This is a genomic window from Phycisphaerae bacterium (genome assembly GCA_028714855.1).
Classification (GTDB): domain Bacteria; phylum Planctomycetota; class Phycisphaerae; order Sedimentisphaerales; family Anaerobacaceae; genus CAIYOL01.
The window spans coordinates 172,087-197,238 of record JAQTLP010000004.1; the positions used below are offsets into that span (position 1 = coordinate 172,087).

The following is a 25,152-nucleotide window of genomic DNA, read 5'->3' on the forward strand; positions in this document are numbered from 1 at the left end:
GGCTAACCAACCCCCAAGCAGGCTTGGGGGCTAAACGAGAATGATAACCCCCAACATAAAGTTGGGGGTTTTTGGACGCGGTTAAATTAATTTTGCGCATTCGGCCAGGGTGTAAGATTTGGACAGGACCTTGTGTAAGCAGGGGAGGAGATGGTTTTTGACCACTTCGTCCCAGCTCATATTTTTAGCCAGCGCGTAGCCGGTCTTAATCATATCTTCGGTTTCGGCGTCGCTTTTCGGCAGGCGAGAGCAGAGCTGCATAGCGACACGCTCGCTGACGGCCTGCTCGATTTCCCTGCGAGCTTCGTCGTCGATTTTCAGCAGGTCTTCGATTTTGCCGGTTTCGTGGCCATTCAGGCGGGTGTAGTCTGCGATGACGAGATTCTTTGCGCCTTCTGCGCCTGCGATATCGAGGACGAAGCCGGCACATCCGCAGACGCTGCTGATGACGCAGATACCGCCGAAGGTCAACGGCTCAAGCTGTGCGATACCGAACGGCTCATAAATGCTCTGGCCGAACTCGACGTCGCTTCCTTTGCGGACGTCCATAAAATCCATATCGGAAGGCATTCTTTGGCCGCAAGTGGTCTGATTGAATCCGAACTGGTTTACGAAGACGATTTTTATATTTCTGCTTCTGGCGTTGAATTCCTGGACGCCGGTATAGAAAGCGGCCTCCCCCCCTGAAAGGTCGGGCATACCTTCGCGGTGTGCCACAGGCCAGTTGTAGGCCGATTCCATTTTATTAATATCGCCGTTGCGCCGCTGGGAGACCTCGGTTGAGAGGACGAGCAGGACGGCGGTTTTGTTTTGCGTTCTGAACTCTCTTTCCATATGTTCGAGCACGCGCAAGTCTCGCCAGAGGCCCTTGCTTCGGACGAGGCGGGTAACATGCGTGAAGATAAAGTCGGGCCTGAAGCCGAGCAGGGTTTCGCAGTATCGCTGGAGTTTTTCTTTCGAACGCAGTTTGTCGGCGAGGGTGATTTGATAAGCAGGGATGCCGTTATAGACTATGTCGATGTCTTCGTTTTCGAATTCCGGCGCGAGGAATCGCAGCTCGCTGACGATGTCATCGCCGACCGCGCAGATAGCGTCGCAGCGTTTCGAGGCATCGACGAGGACGTGTTTGAAGTAGGAGGTCTGGTCGCCGAAGACGTCGTTGACGTAGAGTTTATTTTCGTGAGCCAACTTGATGGCGTTATAGAACATCGTATCGTGGCCGGGATGGCCTTCGACGATTCGGCGCATCGTAGCGACTTCGTGGGCGTAGAAGACGGTTTTGAACTCGCATTCCGTATCGAGCATGGCGGCCAATACCGTCGGCATACCCATAAACTCGTGCGCGATAACGATGGTCGAACTTTTGGCGGCGCCGATAGCTTTGAGGGCGGCGATAGCGGGCGGGGCGAGGCGGACGTACTGCTCGTATTCCCACAAATTTTCATACTGATTGCTGCGAATGCCGAACTGTTCGAACAGATGTTTTTTGAATTCGTTAATCGCATATTTATTCGCGCGCGTTATATCGATGAGCAGCACCTCGGGCGAGCTTTTTAGGCCTGTGTGCTCGTCGACGAACGTTCGCCTGCCGTAGACGATGCCGACGTTGTAGGTGTTTTCGATGTGCCGGAAGGCATCGAGGTAGCCGGTTTGGATGAGGCCATCGACGGAGGAATAGAGGACTTCGCCATTTTCGCCGAGGCGATTCGAGACGGGGCCTTCGGTAGAGAACAACGGTCCGACGAGGATGGAGCGGCCGACTGATTCGAGATAGGAATTGCAGGTAAAGAATCCCTGCAGGACGGCGCCTATGCCGCCTATTTTGCCCACGATTTCGTGGGTGACATGGACAACTGTTGTGTCACTGGCCATACAAATTTCCTCCAAGTTGTAGAGTAAAGCTTATAACGTTGCTCCACATAAAATATAAGAAATAGTTGCATTTTAGCCAAATAAAAGGGGTTTGCGGAGGGTATTAAATTTTATGGTCTGAAAAAAACGGGGCTTGTTTGCGTTTTTGCGGCGCTTTTTGGGACGTTTAAGTCTGGCCCTGAGATTTTTGCCGGCGCGTTATTTTATTTTGGCGCGCAATGCCTTTATCATACCCATAAGGACCTGCTTAGGGATGTCGGCAAGCTCTGGTTCGGGGATTTCGCTAACGGCGATGCCATCGAGGATATTTAAGCCCCTTTTGCCGGAGCGGATAAAGATACTTGAGACCCTTTCTGCCTGCTCGAGGTCGCCATCGGCCATCAGGCGCAAGTAGATGATAATATTTTTGGTCAGCTCGTTATCGCTTACTTCATATACGGGGGCGGACCTTTCGGGCGAGTCATCGAGGACATCGGCTTTTTCTTTCAGTATCTCCTGTTCAATTCTGCGAGTTTCATCTATCAGGCGTTTTTGTTCTGCGAGGTCGTTGGTATCCATAGGGGCGAGTTTGAGCTCTTCGCCGGCGTCCGAATCAGGGACGTAGACTTTGTTATGACAGGCGGGACACTTGCCCCATTTGCCTCCGGTGTTGTCCGGCGCTTCTATTTTTTTGCCGCAATGTTCGCAGTGAAATGCTATAGCCATTTGTCACCTCCGAATTATTTGTCTTTTTTATACTCTGCAATTACCTCGGTGGTTATTCCGCCTCGTGGAGTGAACCGCGAGGTAACTTTCATCCTGCGCGGCCTGGAGGAGCCGGACAGGTCATCCAGTATATCATTTGTCAGGGCTTCATAAAAGATGCCTTTGCTGCGGTAGCTTTGCATGTAGAATTTGAGGCTCTTTAGCTCGATGCAAAGTTTATCAGGGCAATATTCGATGGTAATTTCGCCGAAGTCAGGCTGGCCCGTTCGCGGGCAAACGCTGGTGAATTCGGGACATCTGATTGTTATCCAATAGTCCCTCTGCGGGCTGGGATTGTCGAACAGTTCGAGTTCGGGCTTTTTATCCATATTTATTGAACCTCGCAAAAATTCGGCAGAATTAATATAATAGATATCAATGACTTTGGCAAGGCTGAAAAATGAAAGATAAAAAAGCGGTTATTTTGCTGAGCGGCGGACTCGATTCGACTACGACTTTGGCGATAGCGCGAAGCGAGGGGTACCGATGCTACGGCCTGACCTTCCGATACGGGCAGCGGCACGGGCTTGAAATCGAAGCGGCGAAGAAGGCGGCCAAGTTTCTCGGGGTAATCGAACATCGCTGCATCGATATTGATTTGGCCCAGTTCGGCGGTTCGGCGCTGACTGATTCGGCAATCGAGGTGCCGAAGGACAGGGACGATTTGGGCAAAGAGGGCCTGATACCGCCAACATACGTGCCTGCCCGCAACACAGTATTTTTAAGTTACGCACTTGCCTGGGCTGAGGCGCTCGGTGCGTTCGATATCTTCATAGGCGTTAACGCGGTCGACTACAGCGGGTATCCGGATTGCAGAGGCAAATTTATAAGGGCTTTTGAGAAAACGGCCAATCTCGGCACGGCGGCGGCTATCGAAGGGAAGGGCAAATATAAAATTCATACGCCGATTATAAATATGACCAAAAGCGAAATCATTCTTACAGGGACAAAGTTAGGCGTTGATTATTCGCTGACACACAGCTGCTATGACCCGGATGGGCGGGGCAGTTGCGGGCGGTGCGATTCGTGCAGATTGAGGTTAAAAGGCTTTGCGGAAGCGGGCCTGAAAGACCCGATAAGATATGCAAGATAAAGCAATCCTTGCTACTATCTGCATATAGTCGCTTTTTCATCAATCAGTCCGAAAAAAACAAATCTCATAAGGTCAATTTCCCCGTTTATCCCGCCAATTAGGGCATAAAGTCGTCATCAGAGACCGCCGAAATTACTCATATATCAAATTGGGGTGAAATTTGGGCAAATACCTAAGAGAGGTCGTTTTATGCGCAGCAGTTTTGGCAGTTATCGCTGCCACTACGGTGATGTTCCATGGTACGAAGTCATCTCTGAAAGATTTTACAAAGGGCAAAAAATTCTTCAAGCAGGGAAGAACTATGATGGCTCTTTTGCATCTTAACTCCGCATCTGCGGCCGAGCCGGACAATGGGGAAATTCTTTTATATCTTGCCTCAACCTATGACAAACTCGGCAGAAAAGAAGATGTCCTGAAGACGCTCGAAGCGCTCCACGAAATCGACGGCAAAGACCTTGAAGTCAATAAATGGCTGGCGGGGGCCTACTATGGGAAAAATGAATTTGCAAAGGCAGAAAAATTATATCAGGAAAGTCTGGCCGAGAAGTACGATACCAATTCGCAAATGAAGCTCGCAGAAGTCCAGGCGTGGCAGAAAAAATACGGCAAGGCGGTAATAACGCTCGAGCAGATGATAAAGCAAAACCCGAACAATGTCAGGGCGAGAAAGCTGCTGGCTGATATTTACATTTGGAACAAAAAGTATGACAGGGCGTTCGATATTTTAACAGAGCTGCACGAAAAATATCCGCAGGACAACAGTATATCCCTGCAATACGCCATGATTTTTGTAGAGAGGAAAGATTATTCCGGGGCGGAGGAATTGTACCGGGGCATCCTCGCAAATGACAAGAACAATGCGGAAGCCAAATTATGGCTGGCAAGACTGCTGAGCTGGGAAAAAGAATACGATTCTGCTCTGAATATATACACAGAATTGATAGACGCCAATTCCGAGTGGATAACCGCAAGAAGGGAAAAGGCAAGAGTTCTGGGCTGGGCGCGCAGATATGAGGAGGCAATCGCGGAATACAAAAAGGCCGTTGAAGCGGACGAATCCATCCCCGCGACAAAATATGAAATGCTTTCCAAATACAACCTTTATAATCAATTCGACAAGACGGCCATTGAAAATTACAAACACTGGCTCGATGCTGAGCCGAATAATTTAGAAGCGTCTTATGATTTGGGGCAGGTTTATGCCAAACAGATGCAATGGGACAACGCGAAAAAGATGTATCAGCTCACGCTTGACAATGACGGCGGGCACTTCAGAGCGAAACAGGCCCTTGAAAAAGTCAACATTTATTCAAATATGATGCGTCTGGAAACTGGTTTTAAGACTTTCGAGGCGGACAGCAGCGGCAGAAATATGGACAAACGGTACCGAGGTATCTTTACATCAATTAAAAAACCTTTGAATGAAAATACTTCCGTTACAATCCGGCAGGACAATATCTGGCGAAATTTTCGAGATTATAAGCAAGTCTATCAGCAGCAGTTTTCGGTCGGCGTGGACTATTCACAAAAGCCTGACTTCTGGGCGGGAGCGAATTACACGGGCAGCGTTTATCCCGAAGAAAAGGGGCTGGCGCATACTTTCGGCGGATATTTTAACTTTATGCCGGCTGACCCATTGACCGTGGGCCTATCCCATCAGCGAGAACAAATCACCGATAACAGCAGGACGTTCCTCGATAAACTTTACGCGGACAATTATAAAATCAGGGTCGATTATAAGCCGACGAGACGGCTGGCTGCGGGGACAGATTATACCTATTCGCCCTACAGCGACGGAAACAGGAAAAACGCTTATGGTCTCGATGTCGGCTATTATCTGGCACTCGAGCCAAAGAGTCTAAAAATTTCATACAAGTATGAGCAATACGGGTTCAAGGACAAAGACGGCGATTATTTTTCGCCGGGGAGTTTCCATCATAATAACGTTGCCCTTGAGTGGAGGCACTTTCTTAATAAGGAGGAGATGTTCTGGGGGGCCAACGACACCTATTATACGCTACGTTATGAAATTATTTTCGATGTTCATCAGCAGACCGGCCATAAATTCTATTTTGACTTTCATCACGACTGGAATAATAAATGCAGCAGCGGTATTGAATTTTCAAAAACCATGTATGAACACAGCGGCATTTACAGCGAAGATATGCTGATGTTCTATACGTCAATTTATTTCTAAAAAGCTATATGAAAAAGACGGCAGAAAAAACCGGAAAAAACGACTTGTCCCAAGCATTGGTTGTGCTTCTTATTAGCGTCGTTATTTATCTTGTCCTGCGGACAGTATTCACCGCTTACGCCGAATATAAACCGATAGAAAAGGTTTTGGCGTTTGTTTTGTTATTTTCCGAGATGTATGTAATAATTCATTCTCTCGCCTATTTCGTCGGCATTTTTGTAATAAGCAGGGCAGACAAATCCGAACCTGCAAAAGCCGTCCTGACGGAATTTCCGCTGGTTGACATATTGATTCCGTCGAGGCACGAGCCAAGAGATATTTTGGAAAACACGGTTATAGCCTGTTATAATCTGGGCTACCCGGGGAAAATAATACATATCTTAGACGACTCGTCCGAGCAGAGTTATAAAGACGAGGCCGAGGAAATCGCAAAAAAATACGGCTGTAAACTATTCAGAAGACAGACAAGGCACGGAGCAAAGGCCGGAGTGGTAAACGACTGTCTCAAAACCTGCAGCGGAAAATACGTTGCCATATTCGATGTCGATCAAAACCCAATCGGCGGCTTTCTGGCAACACTAATTTCGATTCTCGAGGCAGATGACGGGCTTGCTCTTGTTCAAACGCCTCAGTATTACAGTAATTTGGATACCAATAAAGTTGCCTGCGGAGCCAATATGCAGCAGGCGATTTTTTACGAAAATATATGCGAGGCCAAAAGCCTTAACGGAGCTATGATGTGCTGCGGCACCAACGTCGTAATAAGACGGTCAGCGATTGACACAGTCGGAGGTTTTGACGAAAGCTCGGTAACTGAAGATTTCGCAACAACGCTGCAGTTGCACCTGGAGGGTTTTAAGACGCTATATTACAATCACGTGGGCACTTTCGGGCAGGGGCCACGGGGCATAGGCCCATATCTCGCACAGCAGAGCAGATGGTCTTTAGGTGTCACGGGAGTTTTAAAAAAGGTTCTGAAAAAGTTGTTCACGCAACCATCGACGATGCGCTTTATGCAATGGTGGGAATACGTTATCAGCAGCACATACTACCTTTCAAGCTGGGCGTTCCTGCTGCTGCTGTTTTGTCCGATTGTCTATCTTTTCTTCGGAGTGCCGTCGTTTTTTATGAATCCCGTGATTTACGGACTGGCGTTTGTTCCATATCTGCTGCTGTCAACAAATATATTTTATACAAGCATGAGAAGCCGCAACTATCGAATCAGAGATTTGCTGAAGGGGCAGGCGATGTTTTTTGTTTCGCTACCGATTTACTTAAAAAGCAGCGCTCTTGGGCTTTGCGGCATAAAAGGGAGTTTTAAGATAACGTCAAAAGCCGGCAGCAGCAGAATTTCATATTTAAGGCTCTGGCCGCAAATCACACTATGGCTGATTGCTCTTGCTGCTATTGTTTGGGGCATCAATTTGTTCGTATATACCGGCTCTGTCGCCGCAATTGTAAATACCGTATGGATAATTTATTATTTTGCTTTCAGCATGAGCATATTCTACTTCAATGAGGAGTAAATGAAAGTTTTGCCTAAACTATTGCTGATTGTTTTTGCCGCGGCTGCAATTATTTTCGGCGTCGGGAGGGGGCTGAAGTCTGCCGATGCAAAAGCCGGAATGCTCAAGAGATGGGCGGGCTTTAAGCATTATTTCATAGACGGCAGCGGCAGAGTTAAAAGGCCTGACGAAAACGACAGTGTTTCCGAAGGACAGGCATATGCCATGCTGCGAGCGGTCTGGCTGAACGACAAGGAAACTTTCGATAAATGCTATATCTGGACAGAGAATAATATGTCCCGATATAAAACAAGAGGCGATAATCTGCTCGCCTGGCGATGGAAGGGCGGCAAAGTCATTGATTTTACGCCGGCAAGCGACGCTGATATTGATTATGCACTTGCCCTGATTTTTGCCGATGCCCGCTGGGGTGATCCAGGCAGCAGCGCGATTGAAAATTATGGTGATAAGGCCAAGAAGATTCTCGATGACATATTGAACCTCGAGACCTATTCAACGGTGAGCGGCAGGTTATATCTTTCGCCGTGGATTTATGACGGTAAGGTTATAACAGAATCTTTCGCGGTCAATCCATCTTATTATTCGCCAGCACATTTCAGGATATTTTATAAATATACACAGGACAAGCGATGGCTCAAGCTGGTTGACACGACGTATTATATGCTTAATTCATTATCGCGGAGTTTTGCCGGCCAGCAGGGCATAGGCCTTATTCCTGACTGGTGCAGCGTTGATATGGAAGATAAATTCGGCATTCTCGAAGGCAAGGGGGACAGATTCGGTTATGAGTCGATTAGAATACCATTCAGGGTGGGGCTGGATTATTTCTGGTTTAAGAGTAAAGACGGCAAGAAATTTCTGAAGGGTTTCAGCGGTTTTCTGGAACAGCAATTTGAGAAAAACGGGATTATATTCTGCGAATATGACTACGCCGGGGATGCATTGAAAAAATTTGACAGCCCGGCTTTTTATTCCTGTTATTATTATTCTCTTTCAGCGGCAAAGAGCCGATATGCGCAAAAAGCCCTTGAGAAGAACAGGAGCCGACTGAAAATAGACGGCGACTTTTGGTTTTATGAAAACAATCAGGATTATTATTTGAATTGTCTAAGCTGGCTTGCCGAAGGGCTCAAGGCCGGTGTAATAGAGGATATCTCAAATTAAGGAGTCTGATATGACTAAGGAGAAACTCTTAAATTTGCTCGGGGAATCACTAAAAGCCGAGGAAAGCGCTCTGCCGCTTTATACCAAGCATCTAAGCAGCACGCTGTTTCTGTCCAATTTCGACGCTGATGAGCAGCAGCACGTAAAGCGGATTTTGCAAACGCTTGAAAACGAATCGAAAGGCCATTACCATACCCTGCGGTGTTTAATAGATAAAATTAAAGAGGAGAAAAAAGATGTTTACTGAACAGGATTATAGAGGATATTTTACCGATCTGGAAAAAGCCGAAGAAAGTATGATACAATGCCTCGATGAGATTTTGTCTGAAATATCAGATGCCGATGTTTTAAAGACGCTAAAAGGCATTCGCAGTGACGAATTCCGTCATCTGGGTTTGGAAAAAGAATTATTTGCAATCCTCGACGGGGCGAAAGTTTAATCAATATGGACAACCCTAAGATAAAGATTACTGAGGTGTTTTACTCGCTTCAAGGCGAGGGATTTCTGGCAGGCGTTCCCAGCGTGTTTATCCGTTTGGCGGGATGTCCTCTGCGGTGCAGGTGGTGCGATACGAAATACGCCTGGGACGAAAGGACAGAAAAAGATTACAGCGTTGAAGAAATACTTGGGACAATCCAACAAGAAAAAAGCAGATTCGTCGTTATAACCGGCGGGGAGCCGATGATAAATTCCAACCTGGCAGAATTAGTCCAAAAGTTAAAGTGGGTTGGTAAACATATTACAGTTGAAACTGCGGGGACCACATTCATAGCAGGCATGTTCTGCGACTTAATGAGCATTAGTCCGAAACTAAGCAACTCTACACCTGAGAAAATCGGACTTGCAAAGGCTCACGAAGCGTTAAGGTTAGACGTGGATGTCTTGCGTAAATTGATAGATAATTATAATTACCAGCTAAAATTTGTGGTGGATTCACAGGGCGATTTGGCCGAGATTGAGCAAACAATAGAAAGTATCGGAAACGTCGATCTGGCAAGGGTGATGTTGATGCCGCGGGGGGCTACAAGAGACGAGCTTTTAGCCAAATCGCCGATGGTAGCGGAAATGTGCAAGCGCATCGGCTTTGCATTTTGCCAGCGTCTGCAGGTTTTGCTTTGGAATAACAAAAGGGGTACGTGAGCGGGCCTTTACGAACTTATGATTTCCCGATTGACACTAAATGATAAATAGTGAATAATTAACAGCAAATCGCAAGGCTCGGGTGGCGGAATTGGCAGACGCGCTAGCTTGAGGTGCTAGTGGGGATACCCCTTGCAGGTTCAAATCCTGTCCCGAGCATTAGCGCTCGATTGGAATTCTTTTTTGTGATATTATTTTGTCTTGACCACATTGGTGTGGCGGCTATAATTGAATTTTCCTATAACCCCTGCTTTTTCCTCTCTCCCCTCCCTCCGCATAGCAGGGGTTTTTTATTTTGTTATTTATCGCTGCCGCGGTCATCTTTTTTTGTTCTGGATTGTTTTTTCTTAAGAAGGTCGTCTCGTATGTCTTGGATTGCATTTTTCTTTTGGATGCTTCCTTCTTTGAAGGAATAAATCAGGCCGCCTGCTACGAGGGCTACTATGAACACCCATACGGTGAAACCATAAGGGCAGAGGAGGCCGTAGTTTTTTATAACGGTAAGGCCGGCCAATGCAATAGCTGCTATTGCGCACCACATAGTAATGAATTGTTTCTGGTTCATAATTCGAATCCTTTAGTAATTAAATATCAGGTCAGCCCCAATCGCTCGGCTTCGGCGTCGAGGCCGTATTGTTTCATTTTTTTGTATAAAGTTGTGCGGTTTATCCGCAGCGCTTTGGCGGTTTCCTGCCTGTTCCAGTGGTTGGCCTCAAGAGCTTGGTGGATGATGTTTTTCTCCGGTTCAGCCATTGCTTGCTTTAAGCTCATTTGGTTATATGTTTTTTGCCGCTGGTCCTGTTTGATTGAGTTTGGCAGATCGAGAGGGCCGATGAATTTGTCTTTACTCAGCAAAACCGCCCGTTCGATGGTGTTTTCCAACTCGCGCACGTTGCCAGGCCAGGGGTAACGCTCCAGATATTCCATCGCCTCGGTGGTAATGCCGAGTTTGTCTTTGTTGTTTTGTGCGCAGTAAACCTGCAGAAAATGCTTTGCCAGCAGCCGAACGTCACCCACTCTGTCGCACAGCGGCGGCAGGTCTATCGTTACCACATTTATCCGGTAGTACAAATCTTCTCTGAACCTGCCTTGCTTTACTTCGTCGTTCAGGTCTCTATTTGAAGCGAGTAATATTCTCGTGTCGACGGTTTCAGTTTTGTTACTGCCGACCGGCTCGAATTGCCTATCCTCCAGCACCCGCAGGAGCTTTGCCTGAAGGGCGGGTGAGGCATTGGAAACTTCATCGAGGAAAATTGTGCCGTTATTTGCCGCGAGGAATTTGCCTTCCTTATTTTTTACGGCGCCGGTGAACGAACCTTTGACGTGGCCGAATAACTCACTTTCAAGCAGAGTTTCCGGCAGTGCGCCGCAGCCGACCTCTACAAAGGGCTTGTTCCTTCGGCTCGAGCGATGGTGTATTGCTTTTGCGAGCATGCTTTTGCCGGTGCCTGAGGGGCCAGCCATTAGTATTGTTGTTTTGCTGTCTGCGACGGCCTCTACAAGCTCGAAGATTTTGGCCATTTTGTAGTCGTGGCTGATTATGTTTTCCAGACTGTATTTTTGTTCGAGCTGTAATCGCAGGTTCTCGTTTTCACTTATAATGGATTGCTGTTTAATTGCTCTTTCCACTACCAGTCGCAGCTCATCGTCAACAATCGGCTTGGTAAGGTATTCGTAGGCGCCTCGCCTTATGGCCTTGATTGCGCTTTCGATGCTGCCATAGCCGGTTATCGCAATTACTACTGTTTGCGGGTAGTTTTTCCCGATGGCATCCAATAATTCGAAGCCGTCTCCGTCCGGCAAGTTAATATCCGTTATAACAAGACTATAGCTTTGTTTTTCCAGCTCGGTTAAAGCGGCCTTTAACGTTTCGGCGCCGTTTGTTTTGAATCCTTCGAGCGATAAAAATTCACACAGCGAATCCAATATGATTCTATCGTCATCAACAACAAGAATATTTTTTTCTCTCATAGTAATCCTTGTCATCTTTTATGGGTTTTCTATCGGTGCAGCAGGCAGATATACGGTGAAAATACTGCCGCCACCGGGCGCATTTTCAGCAGTTATCCGGCCGTTGTATCTTTCGATTATGTCTTTACATATTGCCAATCCCAATCCCGTTCCTTTGCCTTTATCTTTTGTGGTAAAGAACGGCTCGAATATAACTTTGGCGTTTTCGGGGGCGAAGCCGGCCCCTGTGTCGCGAAACTCCACGACAGCGGTATTATCTGCTGCAAGGCGCGTGGAGATGCGAAGCTGTCCGCCATCCGGCATTGCGTCCAGCGCATTCTTTATAAGGTTACAGAAGACTTGAAATAAATTGCCGCTCGGGACTTCCGGTATGCCGGCGGCGCAGCTCGATAATATCCGGACATTCAAGTTTTCGGCCTTGGTGTCCATTGTTTTTACAGCATCTTGAACAATCTGCTCTATTTTGACGTGTTCAAATTGCGCATAAGTGCTACGAGAGAATTCCAACAACTCACTTACGATTTGAACCATCCTCATAAGTCCCTTGCGGCACTGTGTGAGGTATTCTTTGGCTTTTTCGAGATTTTCCTGCTCAACGATTCTCATCGTAAGATTGATGTATCGCAGTATTCCATCCATAGGATTATTTAACTCGTGTGCCACTTTAGAAGTGAGCTTGCCGAGGGTAGCCAGCCTTTCAGTGTCAGCCAACTGTTTTTGAGTACCGGCCTTTTCAGGTGGTAATTTCTTACGGTTAGTCATAGCTCGTATAAAAACTATCTCCCACATAGACGTTGTGAAAAATCAACGTTTCTGTTCTTTTTTCGGATTGAAATGGAGGCGTGTTTAGTAGAAAGCGCAACATTCTATAGAATAAGCGTCTAAGGGGATTTTTTCGGTCCTTGTGTTCGACTTAAACAACAGAAGTGGACTTTTGGCGTTGTTATTTCGCAACACTACAAATATCTTGCCGAGCGGATTCGTCTCAGATTGGGCGTTGATTCCGCTTAACTTTATGGCGGATAAGTAGTTGTAAAAGTGAAAATGGGCTATTTGCTCATTATTCGTTTTGGTATGCGCTTTGCGGATTTATGCGAATTGGTCATAAGGAATAATCGAAAAATGAGCAAGGAAGCAAATGATGGAAAGTGTTGAAAAACGCAAGTTTAAGCGGTTACCAATAACGCTTGGTTTATCGTGTCGAAAAGTTGGTTCGACAACAGAGAAACTATATAAAGGCCGCACGGTTAATGTGGGGCCGGGCGGTTTGTATTTTGAGACCGCGGATGACGCCTTTATGCCGGGCAATCTTTTAAAGGTAGAACTGTCAATACCCCCTACAGCAGGACTGCTTGAAATTGGCGGTAAGATAGCGGCTTTTGCAAAGGTCTTGAGGACTTCTAACCTCAGCGATACCTTGTCTCCTACCAAGTATGGCGTGGCCCTTCAATTTTGCCAGTCCCCGAAACTTTGCGCATAGCGTTTAATACAGCGTTTTATGAGTCCCTCGACTATTCGTCGCTTAAAATTATTTTTCGGAATACGAGAAGTCATTTTTTTTCTTGCATTTCTATTCTTGATGTGATATAATCACATCGAAACTGGGGGTAGGAGAACTAATTGCGATTCTATCTCGTCTGCTCACAACTCGGCGGAGTTTCTCTGCAAACTATTTGAAGAGGGGAAAATGAAAAATGCGAAAACAACAATTTGTTTGGCAGTTGTGTGCGTGATGACAGCGATAAATTTTGCTTCGGCTGAGCTCATACGAGGAATTGACATTGATTTTGTAACTATCGGTAATCCGGGAAATCCGGGTGATACGAGAGTCCCAACACCGGAGTATGGGGCTACTCTGGCAAACCCATACGGCTGTGGTGCAGTTAGTTACAATTACCGTATCGGCAAATACGAGGTTACCAACGCTCAGTGGAACGCTTTTACAGCCGCTGCCGGCGCCCCCACTGGCAATCTGAGCAATGCTTACGACCAAAGTGCATATTTCACCGGTGCCCAGCAGCCGACCAATCGTGTAAGCTGGTATGAAGCGGCCCAGTTCTGCAACTGGCTGACCAGCGGCGATAAGAGTCTTGGTGCCTATCAGTTCAGCGGTGATAACACCAATCCCGGTGACTTTCTCGGTATAGACCGCACAGCGGCCCAGGCAACTTATGGCACGGTTTATGTCATCCCAACCGAAACCGAATGGTACAAGGCTGCTTATCACAAGAACGACGGCGTTACGGGCAATTACTGGTTATACGCAACTCAGGTTCAATGGGACAATACGCCGAGCAACGCACTGATTAATCCTGACCCGGGTAATAACGCCAATTTTTATCTGCACAGCGGTTATACCGTTGGCAGTCCTGATTACCTGACTAATGTTGGGGAGTTCGAGAACTCTGATAGTGCCTATGGCACGTTTGACCAGAGCGGCAATGTCTGGGAATGGAACGAAACTCTTGTTGACGGTCCCTCTCGTGGTTGTCGCGGTGGGGGGTATGATTACGGCTTAGGCGGCCTTAACTCGGGCGGCCGGGGCTGGCAGGACCCGGCGAACGAAGCTGTCGCTGTAGGATTCCGTATCGCCGAAATTCCTGAACCGTGCAGTTTGGTTTTGCTGTCCTTGGGCGGATTGGCCCTTCGACTTCGCTCAGGGCGGGCTTTGCTTAGAAAACGCAGGGCATAAAAGACTCGAAAAGGCAACTTGTGTTACGAATCAAAGGGCTGTGCGAACAGCACATCTCTTTTTCTGTTTAAACGTTGGGCCAGATGCCTTCGAAGACCTCGACGGCCGGGCCGGTCATATAGACACAGTTGTCTTTTTCACACCAGTTCAATTCGAGGTCGCCTCCGGGCAGATGTGCGGTGCATACCCGTTCTCCTCGGCCGGTGAGCACCGTTGCCACACAACACGCGCAAGCGCCTGTGCCGCAGGCGAGGGTAATTCCGCTGCCCCGTTCCCACGTCCGCATAGTGAATTCAGCAGGGTCATCAACCTGAACAAAATGCACATTAGTGCGGTTGGGGAAGATGCTGTGCTTTTCGATAGCAGGGCCAAATTTTTCAAGCTCAATTAAGCTGACATCATCGCAGAAAAATACGGCGTGCGGATTTCCCATTGATACACAGGTCATCCGCAGCTTCTCTCCGAGAATCTCTATCGGCTCATCTATCACTTTTTCCCCAGGCAGTTTTACAGGTATATCTTTTGGTGTCAGGGCCGGCTGGCCCATATTGACGCATACCTTTTGGATCTTGCCGCTGCTGATTGTAAGCCCGACGTTTTTAACACCACTGCCGGTCTCTATGCTTAATGAGGCGGGGCAGGGGGGGCAGCCCGGCACGATAAATGACTTGCCCACCTTGGCTAATTTATGTTCGTAGGAGAATTTAGCCACGCACCGAATCCCATTTCCGCACATTTCGGCTTCGGAGCCATCGGCATTGAAGATGCGCATCCGCACATCGGCTTTCTGCGAGGGGCATATCAGAATCAAGCCATCCGAACCGATACCGAAGTGGCGGTCGCTGACGATTTGAGCTAATTTTGCAGGGTCGGCGACTTTCTCCTCGAAGCAATTCACATAGACATAGTCATTGCCGATACCGTGCATTTTTGTAAATCTCATTTTTTGTTCTCCTTGCGAAACTAAATATACGCATAAATGAGAACAAAATCAAGGCTTGGCAAGAGGCAGGCCGCAAATTTATCCGCTACAGGCGGGATTTACTCGACTGCGAATTCCTTTTTGCGGGTGTTCATTTGAGCTTTTAGACGTGCAACAATGGAGGAGTGCATTTGAGAGACGCGGGATTCGGATAAATCGAGCGTTGCGCCGATTTCCTTCATAGTCATTTCTTCGTAATAATATAAGACGATAATCAGCCGTTCAGCCCGTGTCAGACCTTTGGTGAGCAGGTTTTTCAGGTCTCGCTTTTGGGCTTCGGTGAGGGGGTCTTCGCTTCTTTGGTCTTTGATTACGTCTATTTCGCGAATATCTTTTTCGCCCTCGCCCTCGCTGTATTTGGTGTCGAGAGAAACCAGTCCGACCGCATTTGCATCGTGCTGGAGTCTGCTAAACTCCTCTGTATTCATATCCAGTTCTTCAGCCATTTCTTTTTCTGTGGGCTTGCGGCCGAGGTGGGTTTCAAGCGAATGGACGGCCTTGGTCAGCTGGTGGGCACGGGCACGTACCAGCCGCGGCACCCAGTCCATACTCCGTAACTCGTCAAGGATGGCGCCTCTTACACGAGGCGAGCAATATGTCTCAAATTTTACGCCCCTGGAGGGGTCGAAAGCGTCAATGGCGTCCATCAATCCGAAGATGCCGGCGCTGATAAGGTCATCCAGCTCAACCTTATCAGGCAGTTTGCTGCGTAACCGCTCGGCGGTATATTTTACCAGGGGCCTGTAATGTTCCATAAGGAGATTGCGGGAATGAGTGTCGCCGGTTTTGTGAAATTGCTCCCATATTTGGTCAATGTCGAGTTGTTGGTCGGTTTTCATAGTATTCCTCCGTGAGACTCTATGCCCCTGAAAAGTTTTGCAAAGCCGGTTTTAAGTCCTATAAGTTCCAGCATTTTTTTATCTTCTGATTCTCCAGCCGTGCCAACAAAAAAACACTCATCACATTTTTTATCGGCTTTCCAGCCGATAACTTTATTCGAAGATTGAAATCGCTTCCTGTTTTTGCCTGAGCAGTACTGCCGCTGCTCTTTGGTTGAGCGAATTCTCCAAAAGCTTATTTATTTGAAGCTCGATATACTCATTTCGACTCTTTTCGAGCAGCTCTTTGGCATATTCGTCTATTGTCGGCTGTGTCTCTAATCTGCCGGCAGCGCCAAATTTGATGTTTTTAGTATCACAGAACAGAAGACGCCGGCTTCGAGTATGCTCATCGATTGCATTGTTCAACAGGCCGGAGAACTCATCAACCGCCAAATCCTTCGGAACAAAACCAGACCTGTGGATATTGTTTATATTATGGGTAAGGATTTTCTGACGGCTCTGTGTGAACTCAATTATTTTAACGAGCAGCTCGGAGATATTATCTGTTACCAATGGCGTCAAATTCATAAGCAATCCTTCCTATAGGGACTGTATTTTCGTTATGTTTATATGATTAATTTCTCCCCTTTGAGTGCAGGGGAAGCAGGAGAGGTAGTCTGTGGAAAGCGAAGCCGCGTTTATCATCCTTGATTCTTTTTTCATAAGCTCCAAGCTAGTTGCGTTTTGTTATTTCGCCGGCTGGTTTTTCTTTATTTAAAATCCGCCTTATTTCCCAAAGCGTTTTTGTTTTCTTGAGTTCCATGATCTTTGATAATTTTTCAAAGACCGACTCGTCATACAGCCGGTGCCCGCCTTCGGTCCATTGCGCCTCACGAATGAGTCCCATTATCGTGTAGTTATGGATAGTTTGCCGGGAGAAGGGGGTGCAACGGACCAAATCACCAATTCGATAGAGCTTGGTAGGTATCTGCAATATGCGATTTTTAACTTCTACCTGCATCACGAATTCAGCTTCTCAATCAGCGACCGTTAGTTTACGTTAGTCTGTAAAAGGTATTTTACATTTTGCAAAATGTAAAATACCTTTTATCGGATGTCAACCTTTTTTCAGATTTTTTTGGAAAAATTTGAAAAGTTTTTTTATAGGCAACGGTTTTTATTGGATGTCGTTTGCCCTGCAGGCAGGGACTATCCGATATTTCTTTGAATTTATCGTTATTATCGGTATTTTTCGCGGAATATCGCTTGGAGAGGACTTGGGCACACCCGCGGCTTCACTCTGAGGCGAGTTCTGGAACAAGCACACCGTTCTGTGAGCGATTTTGTTGCCTAGGGAGGGGGGCTTTGGCTAATACGAAGACGGCCGGCATACGCAGAAAAGCCTGGGAAGTTACAAGGTTTTTGCCAAATACCCTTATTAAAATGTCCGATAGATAGTAAGCGAACCTAATAATACTATCTGAAACTGTTAAAACTATGCACCAAAGCAGTAAGAGTTCCGATAATACCGGTGACCCTGCTCCCTGCGGTGTTTCCCAGCTTGAGCAGATAACTCCATTGGCCCGGCAGATAAACTGTCTCGACATCGAACGAATAGCCAATGTTTGCATTAATGACATTCCCAAATTGGTCGGCGTGAGATTTGCTTCGCTGTATATACTTGACGAAACAAACAATATTTTGCTCCTCCAGAAATACAATCATCCGTTTCTTATAAATAAAATAGTCTCAGTCAATCAAAATCCGCCTTCTTCTATGGTTGTGGCGGTAAGAAGTAAAATGCTTATACAGATACGAGACATAGACACCCATAAAAAGCCTATCATCAGGAAATCTCAACGTGCTTTTGCCGAGAATTACCAGACCAGCAATTGCATTATTGTGCCGCTTATTTGCCAGGATAAGGTGGTTGGTGTTCTCAATTTGGCGGACAAAATGGAAGGTAAGGGCTTCAGCGGTGATGATATTGCACTTGTAGAGTTGCTCAGCCAATTAGTTGGCGCCTCAATCGGCAATATAAAGCTTTTTGAGAAGATACAGCATCAAGCTATAACGGACGGTTTGACCGGTCTTGCGAACCACAAAACATTTTATGAAACTCTGGAGAAAGAGCTGTGGAGGATGCGGCGATATGGCGGCCAGATTTCACTGATTATGGCAGATATCGATGGTCTCAAGAGGATAAACGATGCCTACGGCCATCATGCCGGCGACAAGGTCATCAGTGAAATCAGTAAGAAAATAAAGGCGTGCGTCCGACAAATCGACACGGCAGCACGTTACGGTGGGGATGAATTTGCGGTAATTTTGCCCAGTACTTTGCTGGCGGATGCCGTTATTGCTGCTGAGCGTATGGTCAATTCGGTCTCAGGGTCGCCGATAACGTGGAAAAAAGAGCAAATAGCCCTGTCTATCAGCGTCGGGGTCGGAGAATATGATTCAGAGAGTAGTCCCGAGGATATTACAAGCCGGTCCGACCAGGCCCTGTATATGGCTAAACAGGCAGGTAAAAACACAGTAAAGATATTTGAGGCAACCCACCAGAGGCAGACAAGCTAGAGAAATATAAACAGCAGGCGGGCTGTTTATGAGCTGGAGATTTACGCCGATTTCGGGCAAAACCCCTCCCGCTTGTCTTTGACGACGGCTTTGAAAGTTGTTAATCGCGGATTAGACGAATTCCGCCAGAGGCGGAAAATCGGGACGCAGAGAATTAAGGATTATTTCTCTTCTTTATGTAACAGCTTTTGCAGTAAACGGGTTTGCCTTCCTTAGGCTGAAACGGAACTTCACATTCCTGTCCACATTCTGCACAGGTTGCTTTAAACATCTCGCGTGGTCCAAAATCTTTCCTTGGGCCTTTGCCAAAATCTCTCACGACTTTTCTCCAAATAGACACAATAAAAAATGTTTAGAACGTTAATACGAAGTGACGAGTGTAATCAAATTTCATCCCGTTATCAAGACATATTTTTTGAAATAATACGTTTTTTTTAGCGAATCCAAAAGGGAAATCAGACTTCTGCGGGGACGGGTTTTAGCTTTGCCCGACGGGGTTTTGCAGCAGCTTTTATCTGGGTTTTGCTTATATTATCTTTGGCGAGATTATTTATGTTACTGCCTATCGAGCGTAATTTTTTGTATCTGCTGTCAAGCAGATTGTCAATTTTCATGCGTTTGAGGTCGCGGAGGGTTTTAACAATATATTCCTCGACATTGTGAACGGTGTCGTGGACGTTACGATGAGCTCCGCCGAGGGGCTCTGGAATAATAGCATCAACGAGATTTAACTTATACAAATCCTTACTTGTCAATTTAAGCGCCTCAGCGGCATCGGGGGCCTGTGAGCCATCGCGCCAAAGAATTGCGGCACAACCCTCAGGGGATATTACCGAATAATATGCGAATTCAAGCATCGCCATCCTATCACCTACTCCTATACCCAGAGCGCCACCTGAACCGCCCTCGCCGATACAGATGCAAATTATCGGCACGTGCAAGCGAGCCATCTCCATAAGATTGACCGCGATAGCCGGTGCCTGTCCGCGTTCCTCAGCTCCAATGCCCGGATAAGCGCCGGGAGTGTCAATGAGAGTAACGATGGGAATACTGTACTTTTCTGCGAATTTCATTTTGGCCAACGCTTTGCGGTAGCCTTCGGGATTGGCACAGCCGAAATTGCAGGCGACTTTTTCCTTTGTGTCCCTGCCTTTATTCTGGCCGACGATTAATACTCTCTCTCTGCCGATTTCTCCTAATCCTGTTATGATTGCACGGTCATCGCCAAAGCACTTATCGCCGTGCAATTCGCGGAAATCTTTCACCATCCGGTCGAGGTAGTCTGTGAGCAGGGGCCTTTTTGAATGGCGTGCCACCTGGACAGTCTGCCATGCGGTCAGACTGGAATAGACCCGTTTAAGCTCGGCAACCTGCTTTTGCTGGAGACGGGAAATCTCAGCCGAATAGTCGATTCCTTTGACGGAACTGAGCCTGCGCAGCTCGTTTGTCTGGCGGTCGATGTCAGCAACTTTGTCTTCGAAGACGAGATAATCACCATCGCTGATTTTATGTTTATTGTTCGACATTTGGTTCGATCTTGCTCACCATAGGTTAATTCATTAAAGCCTTCGGTTTTGTTGTATGCGTCGTAACCATATACACCAAGAAACCATAAAAAAAGCCAGCTCCTAAGGAGCGGGACATTTTTTCTTTCGCCGTATCCGTCGGCTTTCTCCTATTAAAGCTAAAATATTACCATTTCAGGAGTGTAAATGAAAGAAAAAATTTGACATCCGTAGCAACTTGCTATATTTTTTAGCAATATTTATTTTGCGTCATATTTCCGTAAGGTCTTGATATTGAGAGAGTTAAGGCAAATAACGGTCTTAGGGCTTGGTCTTCTGGGCGGGTCGATAACATTAGCGGTTTCTCGCACATTTGCAGGTGTGAAGACGGTAGGTTACAGCCATCGCAGCGTTACCCGCCGCAAAGCGAGAGAATTGGCGGTCGCAACCGAAATCGCGGATGATATAAGGGCGAGCGTATCCGATGCAGACCTTGTGATACTGGCAACGCCGATAGGCACATTCGAGAAAATATTCGGCGAAATAAGCGATGTGCTGCCAGAGGGCTGCATTGTTACCGATGTCGGCTCAACAAAAGCCCTGCCGCACCAGTGGGCGGCAAAGAAGCTGCCTGAAACGGTTCACTATGTCGGCTCTCATCCGATAGCCGGTTCAGAACAAAGTGGTGTTGAATTTGCCAGAGATGATTTGTTTGAGCGGTCCATCTGTATTCTAACAACGACGAACAAAACCAACCGCCAAGCAGTACGGACTCTTAAGAGATTCTGGTCGAAGCTCGGATGCAGCGTCAAATTGATGAGCCCGGCCGAGCACGACAGGATTCTGGCGAATGTAAGTCATCTGCCACACATAACGGCAGCGGCTCTAATAAATGCCAGCAACGTCAAGGAACTGCCATTTTCCGGCAAAGGCTTTATGGATATGTCGAGAATAGCATCGAGCCCGACCGATATCTGGGCTGATGTGCTGGTGACAAACGCAAAAAATGTGACCAGAAGTATCGATAAAATTACGGCGGAGCTGGGGAAATTGAAAAAAGCAATCAAAAGCGGCGACAAGAAACAAATTGAAAAGCTGCTGAAGACGGCAAGAAGCAAACGCAGCGCACTCATAAAATACAAGATAAGAAAGAAGGAAATAATATCGTGAAGCAATGGCGGTTCGAAGTATTTAATCGTCCCGGCTTTGCCGATGTCGGCGGCAACAGGGTATTGGAAGACATCAGGGAATTGGGCATTGGTTCAGTCGAAGCGGTCCAGTCAGCCAAAGTTTTTTTGATTGAGGCTGAATTCGATAAAAGTTTTGCGGAGCGGCTGGGGAAAGAACTCTTAACTGATACTGTTTGCGAAGATTATTATATAGGTAGGAGCGGCAAACCTGCTGGGCTGGCGAAAGCAATAATAATCGAGGTGCACTTGAAAAGCGGTGTTACCGACCCGGTGGCTGAATCGGTGATGACTGCGATAGCCGATATGGGAGTAACCGCCAATAATGTGCGAACAGCGAGGAAGTACGTCCTGTTAGGTGATATCAAGCAGAGTCAAACGGACACAATCGCAAAGAAAATTCTGGCAAACGACTGCATAGAAGACGTAATAATAGGAAGCGAAGCTGAGTCGCCAAGTCCGCACCTTAAACCTTATGAATTGAAGATAACGCACTGGCCTATATGCAAGCTCGACGATGACGGGCTGGTTGCCCTGAGTAAAGAAAAGGACCTGTTTCTTAATCTGGCCGAGATGCAGACCATCCAAAAATACTACAAGCAGTTAGGCAGAGAGCCGACAGATATAGAACTGGAATCGCTTGGGCAGACGTGGAGCGAGCATTGCGTCCACAAAACGCTTAAAAGCGCTGTTGATATGTCAATCAACGGCCAGGAAATACACTTCGAGAACCTGCTAAAAGAGACTGTTTTTAAAGCTACGCAGCAGCTTGCAAAGAGCTGGTGCATATCTGTTTTTTCCGACAATGCCGGCGTGGTGGAATTTGACGAGGATTCGGCGGTTTGTTTTAAGGTCGAAACGCATAATCGTCCTTCGGCACTGGACCCATACGGCGGGTCAGCTACGGGCATCGGCGGAGTAATTCGCGACCCGATGGGGACAGGGTTGGGGGCGAAACCTATCGCCAACACAGATATATTCTGCTTCGGCGAACCCGACAAGAAGCTGGAAGAAATCCCAAAAGGAGTTTTGCATCCGCGAAGAATTATGAAAGGAGTTGTCGGCGGCGTTCGGGACTACGGCAACAGGATGGGAATACCAACGGTCAACGGCGCAATTTACTTCGATGACAGGTATCTGGGTAACCCTTTAGTTTATTGCGGCAACATTGGGATAATGGACAAGAAGAAATGCTTTAAGAATCCGCAATGCGGGAACCTGATTATAGTGGTGGGGGGGCGAACGGGACGAGACGGGATACACGGGGCGACGTTTTCAAGCGGCGAGATAACGCACGAGTACGAAACAATCTTCTCTCACGCAGTCCAAATCGGCAACCCAATAGTGGAGAAGAAGATGTTAGATGTGCTGATACAGGCAAATGAAGCCGGGTTATACGAGGCAATTACTGATTGCGGAGCAGGCGGGCTTAGCAGCGCGGTAGGCGAGATGGGTGAAAAACTCGGGGTGGAAGTTGATTTGGAAAGAGTGCCGTTAAAGTATGCCGGGCTTAACTATGCCGAAATCTGGATAAGCGAAGCACAGGAGAGAATGGTCATAGCCGTTAAGCCGGAAAATCTGCAAGCAATAAAGAAGATATTCGACGGCGAAAACGTCGAGTCAACGGTAATAGGTAAATTCAGGAATGATAAGAAGCTGATATTGCGTTATAACGGGCAGCAGGTAGCCGAGATGGATATGGATTTTCTGCACGACGGGGTGCCGAAAATTCGGCGGAAAGCGGAGTGGAAAACTCCGAGGCTTTCTGAGCCGAGGATGGCGGAGAAGGATAATTACAACGACGAACTTCTGCGGATTCTCTCCAGCTATAATGTTGCGAGCAAGGAGTGGGTAATCCGGCAATATGACCATGAGGTTCAGGGCAGCTCAGTAATCAAGCCTCTGATGGGCGTTAACAACGATGGGCCGAGCGACGCGGCAGTGATAAGACCGAAGTTTGACTCGGACAAGGGGCTTGCGATTAGCTGCGGAATGAATCCATTGTATGGCGATATCGACCCATACTGGATGGCAATAGCCGGCATTGATGAGGCGATAAGAAACCTGGTATGCACAGGCGGGCGGGTGGACAGGGTTGCGCTGCTCGATAATTTCTGCTGGGGCAACTGCACAAGGCCGGAAACGTTCGGGACACTGGTTCGTGCGGCGCAGGCGTGCTATGACGGCGCAATCGCCTTCGGTGCACCGTTTGTCTCCGGTAAAGATTCGCTGAATAACGAGTTTTCCTGCGAAGACGGAAGAAAGATTTCCATACCATCAACACTTTTGATAAGCGCAATGTCGATAGTCGATGACGTCAATAAATGCGTGACGATGGATGCAAAAAAGGCGGGCAATTTCCTTTTTGTGGCAGGCGAGACGAAGAATGAATTAGGCGGCTCGCACTATTACAAAATCAACAGTCAACTTGGGGCTAATGTTCCGAAAGTGGATTTGGAAACAGCTCCAGAAATGGCCAAGAGAGTAGGCGAGGCGATTGCGAGGGGTCTTGCAGTAAGCTGTCATGATTGCTCGGAAGGAGGATTGGCGGCAGCACTGGCGGAGATGGCTTTTGCCGGCGGGCTCGGTATAGAAGCAGACCTGCGGGGCCTGCCGAAAAGCGAAGATTGTTCGCGAACGGATGCGATGCTGTTTAGCGAATCAACTTCGCGGTATATCGTAGAAGTTGAGCCGGGGAATTACGATGCCTTTGTAAAGCTGATGTTAAATTTGCCATTCGGACAAATTGGAAAAGTTACAGAAGAAAAAACACTTATAATAAAAGCGGAAGACGGCAAGAAAGTTATTGAGGCGGATATTGATTCGCTAAAACAAGCGTGGCAGAAGCCGCTTGACTGGTAATAAAGAAGGGTTGTTAATGGCACAGGTAAAAGCAATAGTTTTACGAGCGGCTGGGATAAATTGCGATATGGAAACCGAGTATGCACTGGAACTGGCAGGTGCAAAGGCTGAGCGGGTGCATATAAACAGGATAATCGAGAACAAAGGAGCGCTCGATGAGTATCAGATAATCGTTATTCCCGGCGGTTTCAGTTACGGCGACGACGTGGCAGCCGGTAAAATTCTGGCCAACCAAATCGTACACCATTTATACGAGCCGATACGAAAATTTATACAAGATGGCAAATTAGTACTCGGAATCTGCAACGGTTTCCAAGTGCTGGTCAAGGCGGGGATTTTGCCCGGGGTTGATTCAAACGATGGAAAAGGGGCTGTTACCATAACTTACAACGACAGCGGTAAATTCGAAGACCGATGGGTGTATCTTGTTCCGCAAACAGATAAGTGTATTTTCATCGAACGCGGCAGGCAAATATACCTGCCTATTGCGCACGGCGAGGGCAAAGTTGTTACCAAAGACAAAGCTACATTAGAGAAACTGAAGTCCGAGGGACACATTGCCTTCAAATATGTGGATAAAAACGGCAAAGAGGGTAATTATCCTGTTAACCCAAACGGTTCGGTGGATTCGATAGCTGGGTTAACCGATACAACCGGCCGGGTTTTGGGGCTTATGCCGCATCCGGAAAGATACGTTCGGGCCACTCAGCATCCGCATTGGTCTCGCTTAAAAAATAAGCAAGACGGTGACGGGAAGACAGTCTTTGCCAATGCAGTAAGATTTGTGCAGGAAAACATTTGATGCTGAAGTGTTT

25 protein-coding genes and 1 tRNA gene are annotated in these 25,152 nt (G+C 47.3%); 14 read left to right on the forward strand and 12 right to left on the reverse strand.

Going from position 1 to position 25,152, the window contains the following annotated elements; all coding sequences use genetic code 11:
• Positions 1-81: 81 nt before the first annotated feature.
• The 3 genes from PHG53_04670 to queF all read right to left on the reverse strand — a co-directional run bounded on the left by PHG53_04670 (position 82) and on the right by queF (position 2,945).
• Positions 82-1,872, reverse strand: coding sequence for a hypothetical protein (locus PHG53_04670; protein ID MDD5380918.1), 1,791 nt, complete (start codon positions 1,870-1,872; stop codon positions 82-84).
• 198 nt (positions 1,873-2,070) lie between these two features.
• Positions 2,071-2,577, reverse strand: coding sequence for a hypothetical protein (locus PHG53_04675; protein ID MDD5380919.1), 507 nt, complete (start codon positions 2,575-2,577; stop codon positions 2,071-2,073).
• Positions 2,578-2,591: 14 nt separating this feature from the next.
• Positions 2,592-2,945, reverse strand: a complete 354-nt coding sequence (gene queF, locus PHG53_04680; GenBank protein MDD5380920.1) for a preQ(1) synthase — start codon at positions 2,943-2,945, stop codon at positions 2,592-2,594.
• Positions 2,946-3,016: 71 nt separating this feature from the next.
• Between queF and queC the strand changes: the two genes are divergently transcribed.
• The 8 genes from queC to PHG53_04720 all read left to right on the forward strand — a co-directional run bounded on the left by queC (position 3,017) and on the right by PHG53_04720 (position 9,896).
• A complete protein-coding gene (gene queC / locus PHG53_04685) occupies positions 3,017-3,709 on the forward strand; it encodes a 7-cyano-7-deazaguanine synthase QueC (GenBank protein MDD5380921.1) in 693 nt (230 codons plus the stop codon).
• Between the two features lie 160 nt (positions 3,710-3,869).
• Positions 3,870-5,906, forward strand: a complete 2,037-nt coding sequence (locus PHG53_04690; GenBank protein ID MDD5380922.1) for a tetratricopeptide repeat protein — start codon at positions 3,870-3,872, stop codon at positions 5,904-5,906.
• An 8-nt stretch (positions 5,907-5,914) separates the two neighbouring features.
• Entirely contained in the window at positions 5,915-7,432 is a 1,518-nt protein-coding gene (locus PHG53_04695) for a glycosyltransferase family 2 protein (protein ID MDD5380923.1), read from the forward strand.
• Complete coding sequence (locus PHG53_04700) at positions 7,433-8,596, forward strand: glycosyl hydrolase family 8 (protein MDD5380924.1); 1,164 nt, start codon at positions 7,433-7,435, stop codon at positions 8,594-8,596. It begins immediately after the preceding gene.
• Positions 8,597-8,606: 10 nt separating this feature from the next.
• Entirely contained in the window at positions 8,607-8,843 is a 237-nt protein-coding gene (locus PHG53_04705) for a hypothetical protein (GenBank protein ID MDD5380925.1), read from the forward strand.
• Positions 8,833-9,036 (forward strand): hypothetical protein, encoded by a 204-nt coding sequence (locus tag PHG53_04710; GenBank protein MDD5380926.1) that lies wholly within the window; start codon positions 8,833-8,835, stop codon positions 9,034-9,036. The genes PHG53_04705 and PHG53_04710 overlap by 11 nt, the downstream gene beginning before the upstream one ends.
• A 5-nt stretch (positions 9,037-9,041) precedes the next feature.
• Positions 9,042-9,737 carry a 7-carboxy-7-deazaguanine synthase QueE gene (locus PHG53_04715; GenBank protein MDD5380927.1) on the forward strand — a complete coding sequence of 232 codons (696 nt, stop codon included), beginning with the start codon at positions 9,042-9,044 and terminating at the stop codon, positions 9,735-9,737.
• Between the two features lie 76 nt (positions 9,738-9,813).
• Positions 9,814-9,896: transfer RNA gene (locus PHG53_04720), tRNA-Leu, on the forward strand.
• 139 nt (positions 9,897-10,035) lie between these two features.
• Here the strand turns inward: PHG53_04720 and PHG53_04725 are convergent.
• Genes PHG53_04725 through PHG53_04735 form a run of 3 tightly spaced genes read right to left on the reverse strand, consistent with a single transcriptional unit; the run spans position 10,036 to position 12,470 of the window.
• Positions 10,036-10,302, reverse strand: coding sequence for a hypothetical protein (locus PHG53_04725; GenBank protein ID MDD5380928.1), 267 nt, complete (start codon positions 10,300-10,302; stop codon positions 10,036-10,038).
• Between the two features lie 26 nt (positions 10,303-10,328).
• Positions 10,329-11,708 (reverse strand): sigma-54 dependent transcriptional regulator, encoded by a 1,380-nt coding sequence (locus PHG53_04730; protein ID MDD5380929.1) that lies wholly within the window; start codon positions 11,706-11,708, stop codon positions 10,329-10,331.
• An 18-nt stretch (positions 11,709-11,726) separates the two neighbouring features.
• On the reverse strand, positions 11,727-12,470 hold the full coding sequence (locus PHG53_04735; GenBank protein ID MDD5380930.1) for an ATP-binding protein: 744 nt from the start codon (positions 12,468-12,470) through the stop codon (positions 11,727-11,729).
• A gap of 376 nt (positions 12,471-12,846) precedes the next feature.
• Between PHG53_04735 and PHG53_04740 the strand changes: the two genes are divergently transcribed.
• Positions 12,847-13,188: a PilZ domain-containing protein gene (locus tag PHG53_04740; protein ID MDD5380931.1), complete on the forward strand. Its 342-nt coding sequence runs from the start codon at positions 12,847-12,849 to the stop codon at positions 13,186-13,188.
• A 207-nt stretch (positions 13,189-13,395) separates the two neighbouring features.
• A complete protein-coding gene (locus PHG53_04745) occupies positions 13,396-14,400 on the forward strand; it encodes an SUMF1/EgtB/PvdO family nonheme iron enzyme (protein ID MDD5380932.1) in 1,005 nt (334 codons plus the stop codon).
• 67 nt (positions 14,401-14,467) lie between these two features.
• On the opposite strand, the gene dapF is transcribed toward PHG53_04745, so the two are convergent.
• The 4 genes from dapF to PHG53_04765 form a co-directional block, all read right to left on the reverse strand.
• The gene (dapF, locus tag PHG53_04750) at positions 14,468-15,343 is read right to left on the reverse strand and encodes a diaminopimelate epimerase (protein MDD5380933.1); all 876 of its coding nucleotides are present in this window, start codon (positions 15,341-15,343) and stop codon (positions 14,468-14,470) included.
• A 98-nt stretch (positions 15,344-15,441) separates the two neighbouring features.
• On the reverse strand, positions 15,442-16,221 hold the full coding sequence (locus PHG53_04755) for a FliA/WhiG family RNA polymerase sigma factor (protein ID MDD5380934.1): 780 nt from the start codon (positions 16,219-16,221) through the stop codon (positions 15,442-15,444).
• 153 nt (positions 16,222-16,374) lie between these two features.
• Complete coding sequence (locus PHG53_04760) at positions 16,375-16,791, reverse strand: hypothetical protein (protein ID MDD5380935.1); 417 nt, start codon at positions 16,789-16,791, stop codon at positions 16,375-16,377.
• Between the two features lie 145 nt (positions 16,792-16,936).
• Positions 16,937-17,224, reverse strand: a complete 288-nt coding sequence (locus PHG53_04765) for a MerR family transcriptional regulator (protein ID MDD5380936.1) — start codon at positions 17,222-17,224, stop codon at positions 16,937-16,939.
• 476 nt (positions 17,225-17,700) lie between these two features.
• On the opposite strand from PHG53_04765, the gene PHG53_04770 reads away from it, so the two are divergent.
• Complete coding sequence (locus PHG53_04770) at positions 17,701-18,783, forward strand: sensor domain-containing diguanylate cyclase (protein ID MDD5380937.1); 1,083 nt, start codon at positions 17,701-17,703, stop codon at positions 18,781-18,783.
• Between the two features lie 154 nt (positions 18,784-18,937).
• Here the strand turns inward: PHG53_04770 and PHG53_04775 are convergent, their stop codons facing one another.
• Together PHG53_04775 and PHG53_04780 are read right to left on the reverse strand one after the other, a co-directional pair.
• Positions 18,938-19,054 carry a hypothetical protein gene (locus tag PHG53_04775; protein ID MDD5380938.1) on the reverse strand — a complete coding sequence of 39 codons (117 nt, stop codon included), beginning with the start codon at positions 19,052-19,054 and terminating at the stop codon, positions 18,938-18,940.
• Positions 19,055-19,238: 184 nt separating this feature from the next.
• Entirely contained in the window at positions 19,239-20,309 is a 1,071-nt protein-coding gene (locus PHG53_04780; protein MDD5380939.1) for an acetyl-CoA carboxylase carboxyltransferase subunit alpha, read from the reverse strand.
• Positions 20,310-20,582: 273 nt separating this feature from the next.
• On the opposite strand from PHG53_04780, the gene PHG53_04785 reads away from it, so the two are divergent.
• Genes PHG53_04785 through purQ form a run of 3 tightly spaced genes read left to right on the forward strand, consistent with a single transcriptional unit; the run spans position 20,583 to position 25,139 of the window.
• Positions 20,583-21,458 (forward strand): prephenate dehydrogenase/arogenate dehydrogenase family protein, encoded by an 876-nt coding sequence (locus PHG53_04785; protein MDD5380940.1) that lies wholly within the window; start codon positions 20,583-20,585, stop codon positions 21,456-21,458.
• Positions 21,455-24,337, forward strand: coding sequence for a phosphoribosylformylglycinamidine synthase subunit PurL (purL, locus tag PHG53_04790; GenBank protein MDD5380941.1), 2,883 nt, complete (start codon positions 21,455-21,457; stop codon positions 24,335-24,337). Before PHG53_04785 ends, purL begins: the two co-directional genes overlap by 4 nt.
• A gap of 16 nt (positions 24,338-24,353) precedes the next feature.
• Positions 24,354-25,139, forward strand: a complete 786-nt coding sequence (gene purQ, locus PHG53_04795) for a phosphoribosylformylglycinamidine synthase I (protein MDD5380942.1) — start codon at positions 24,354-24,356, stop codon at positions 25,137-25,139.
• Positions 25,140-25,152: the final 13 nt, after the last annotated feature.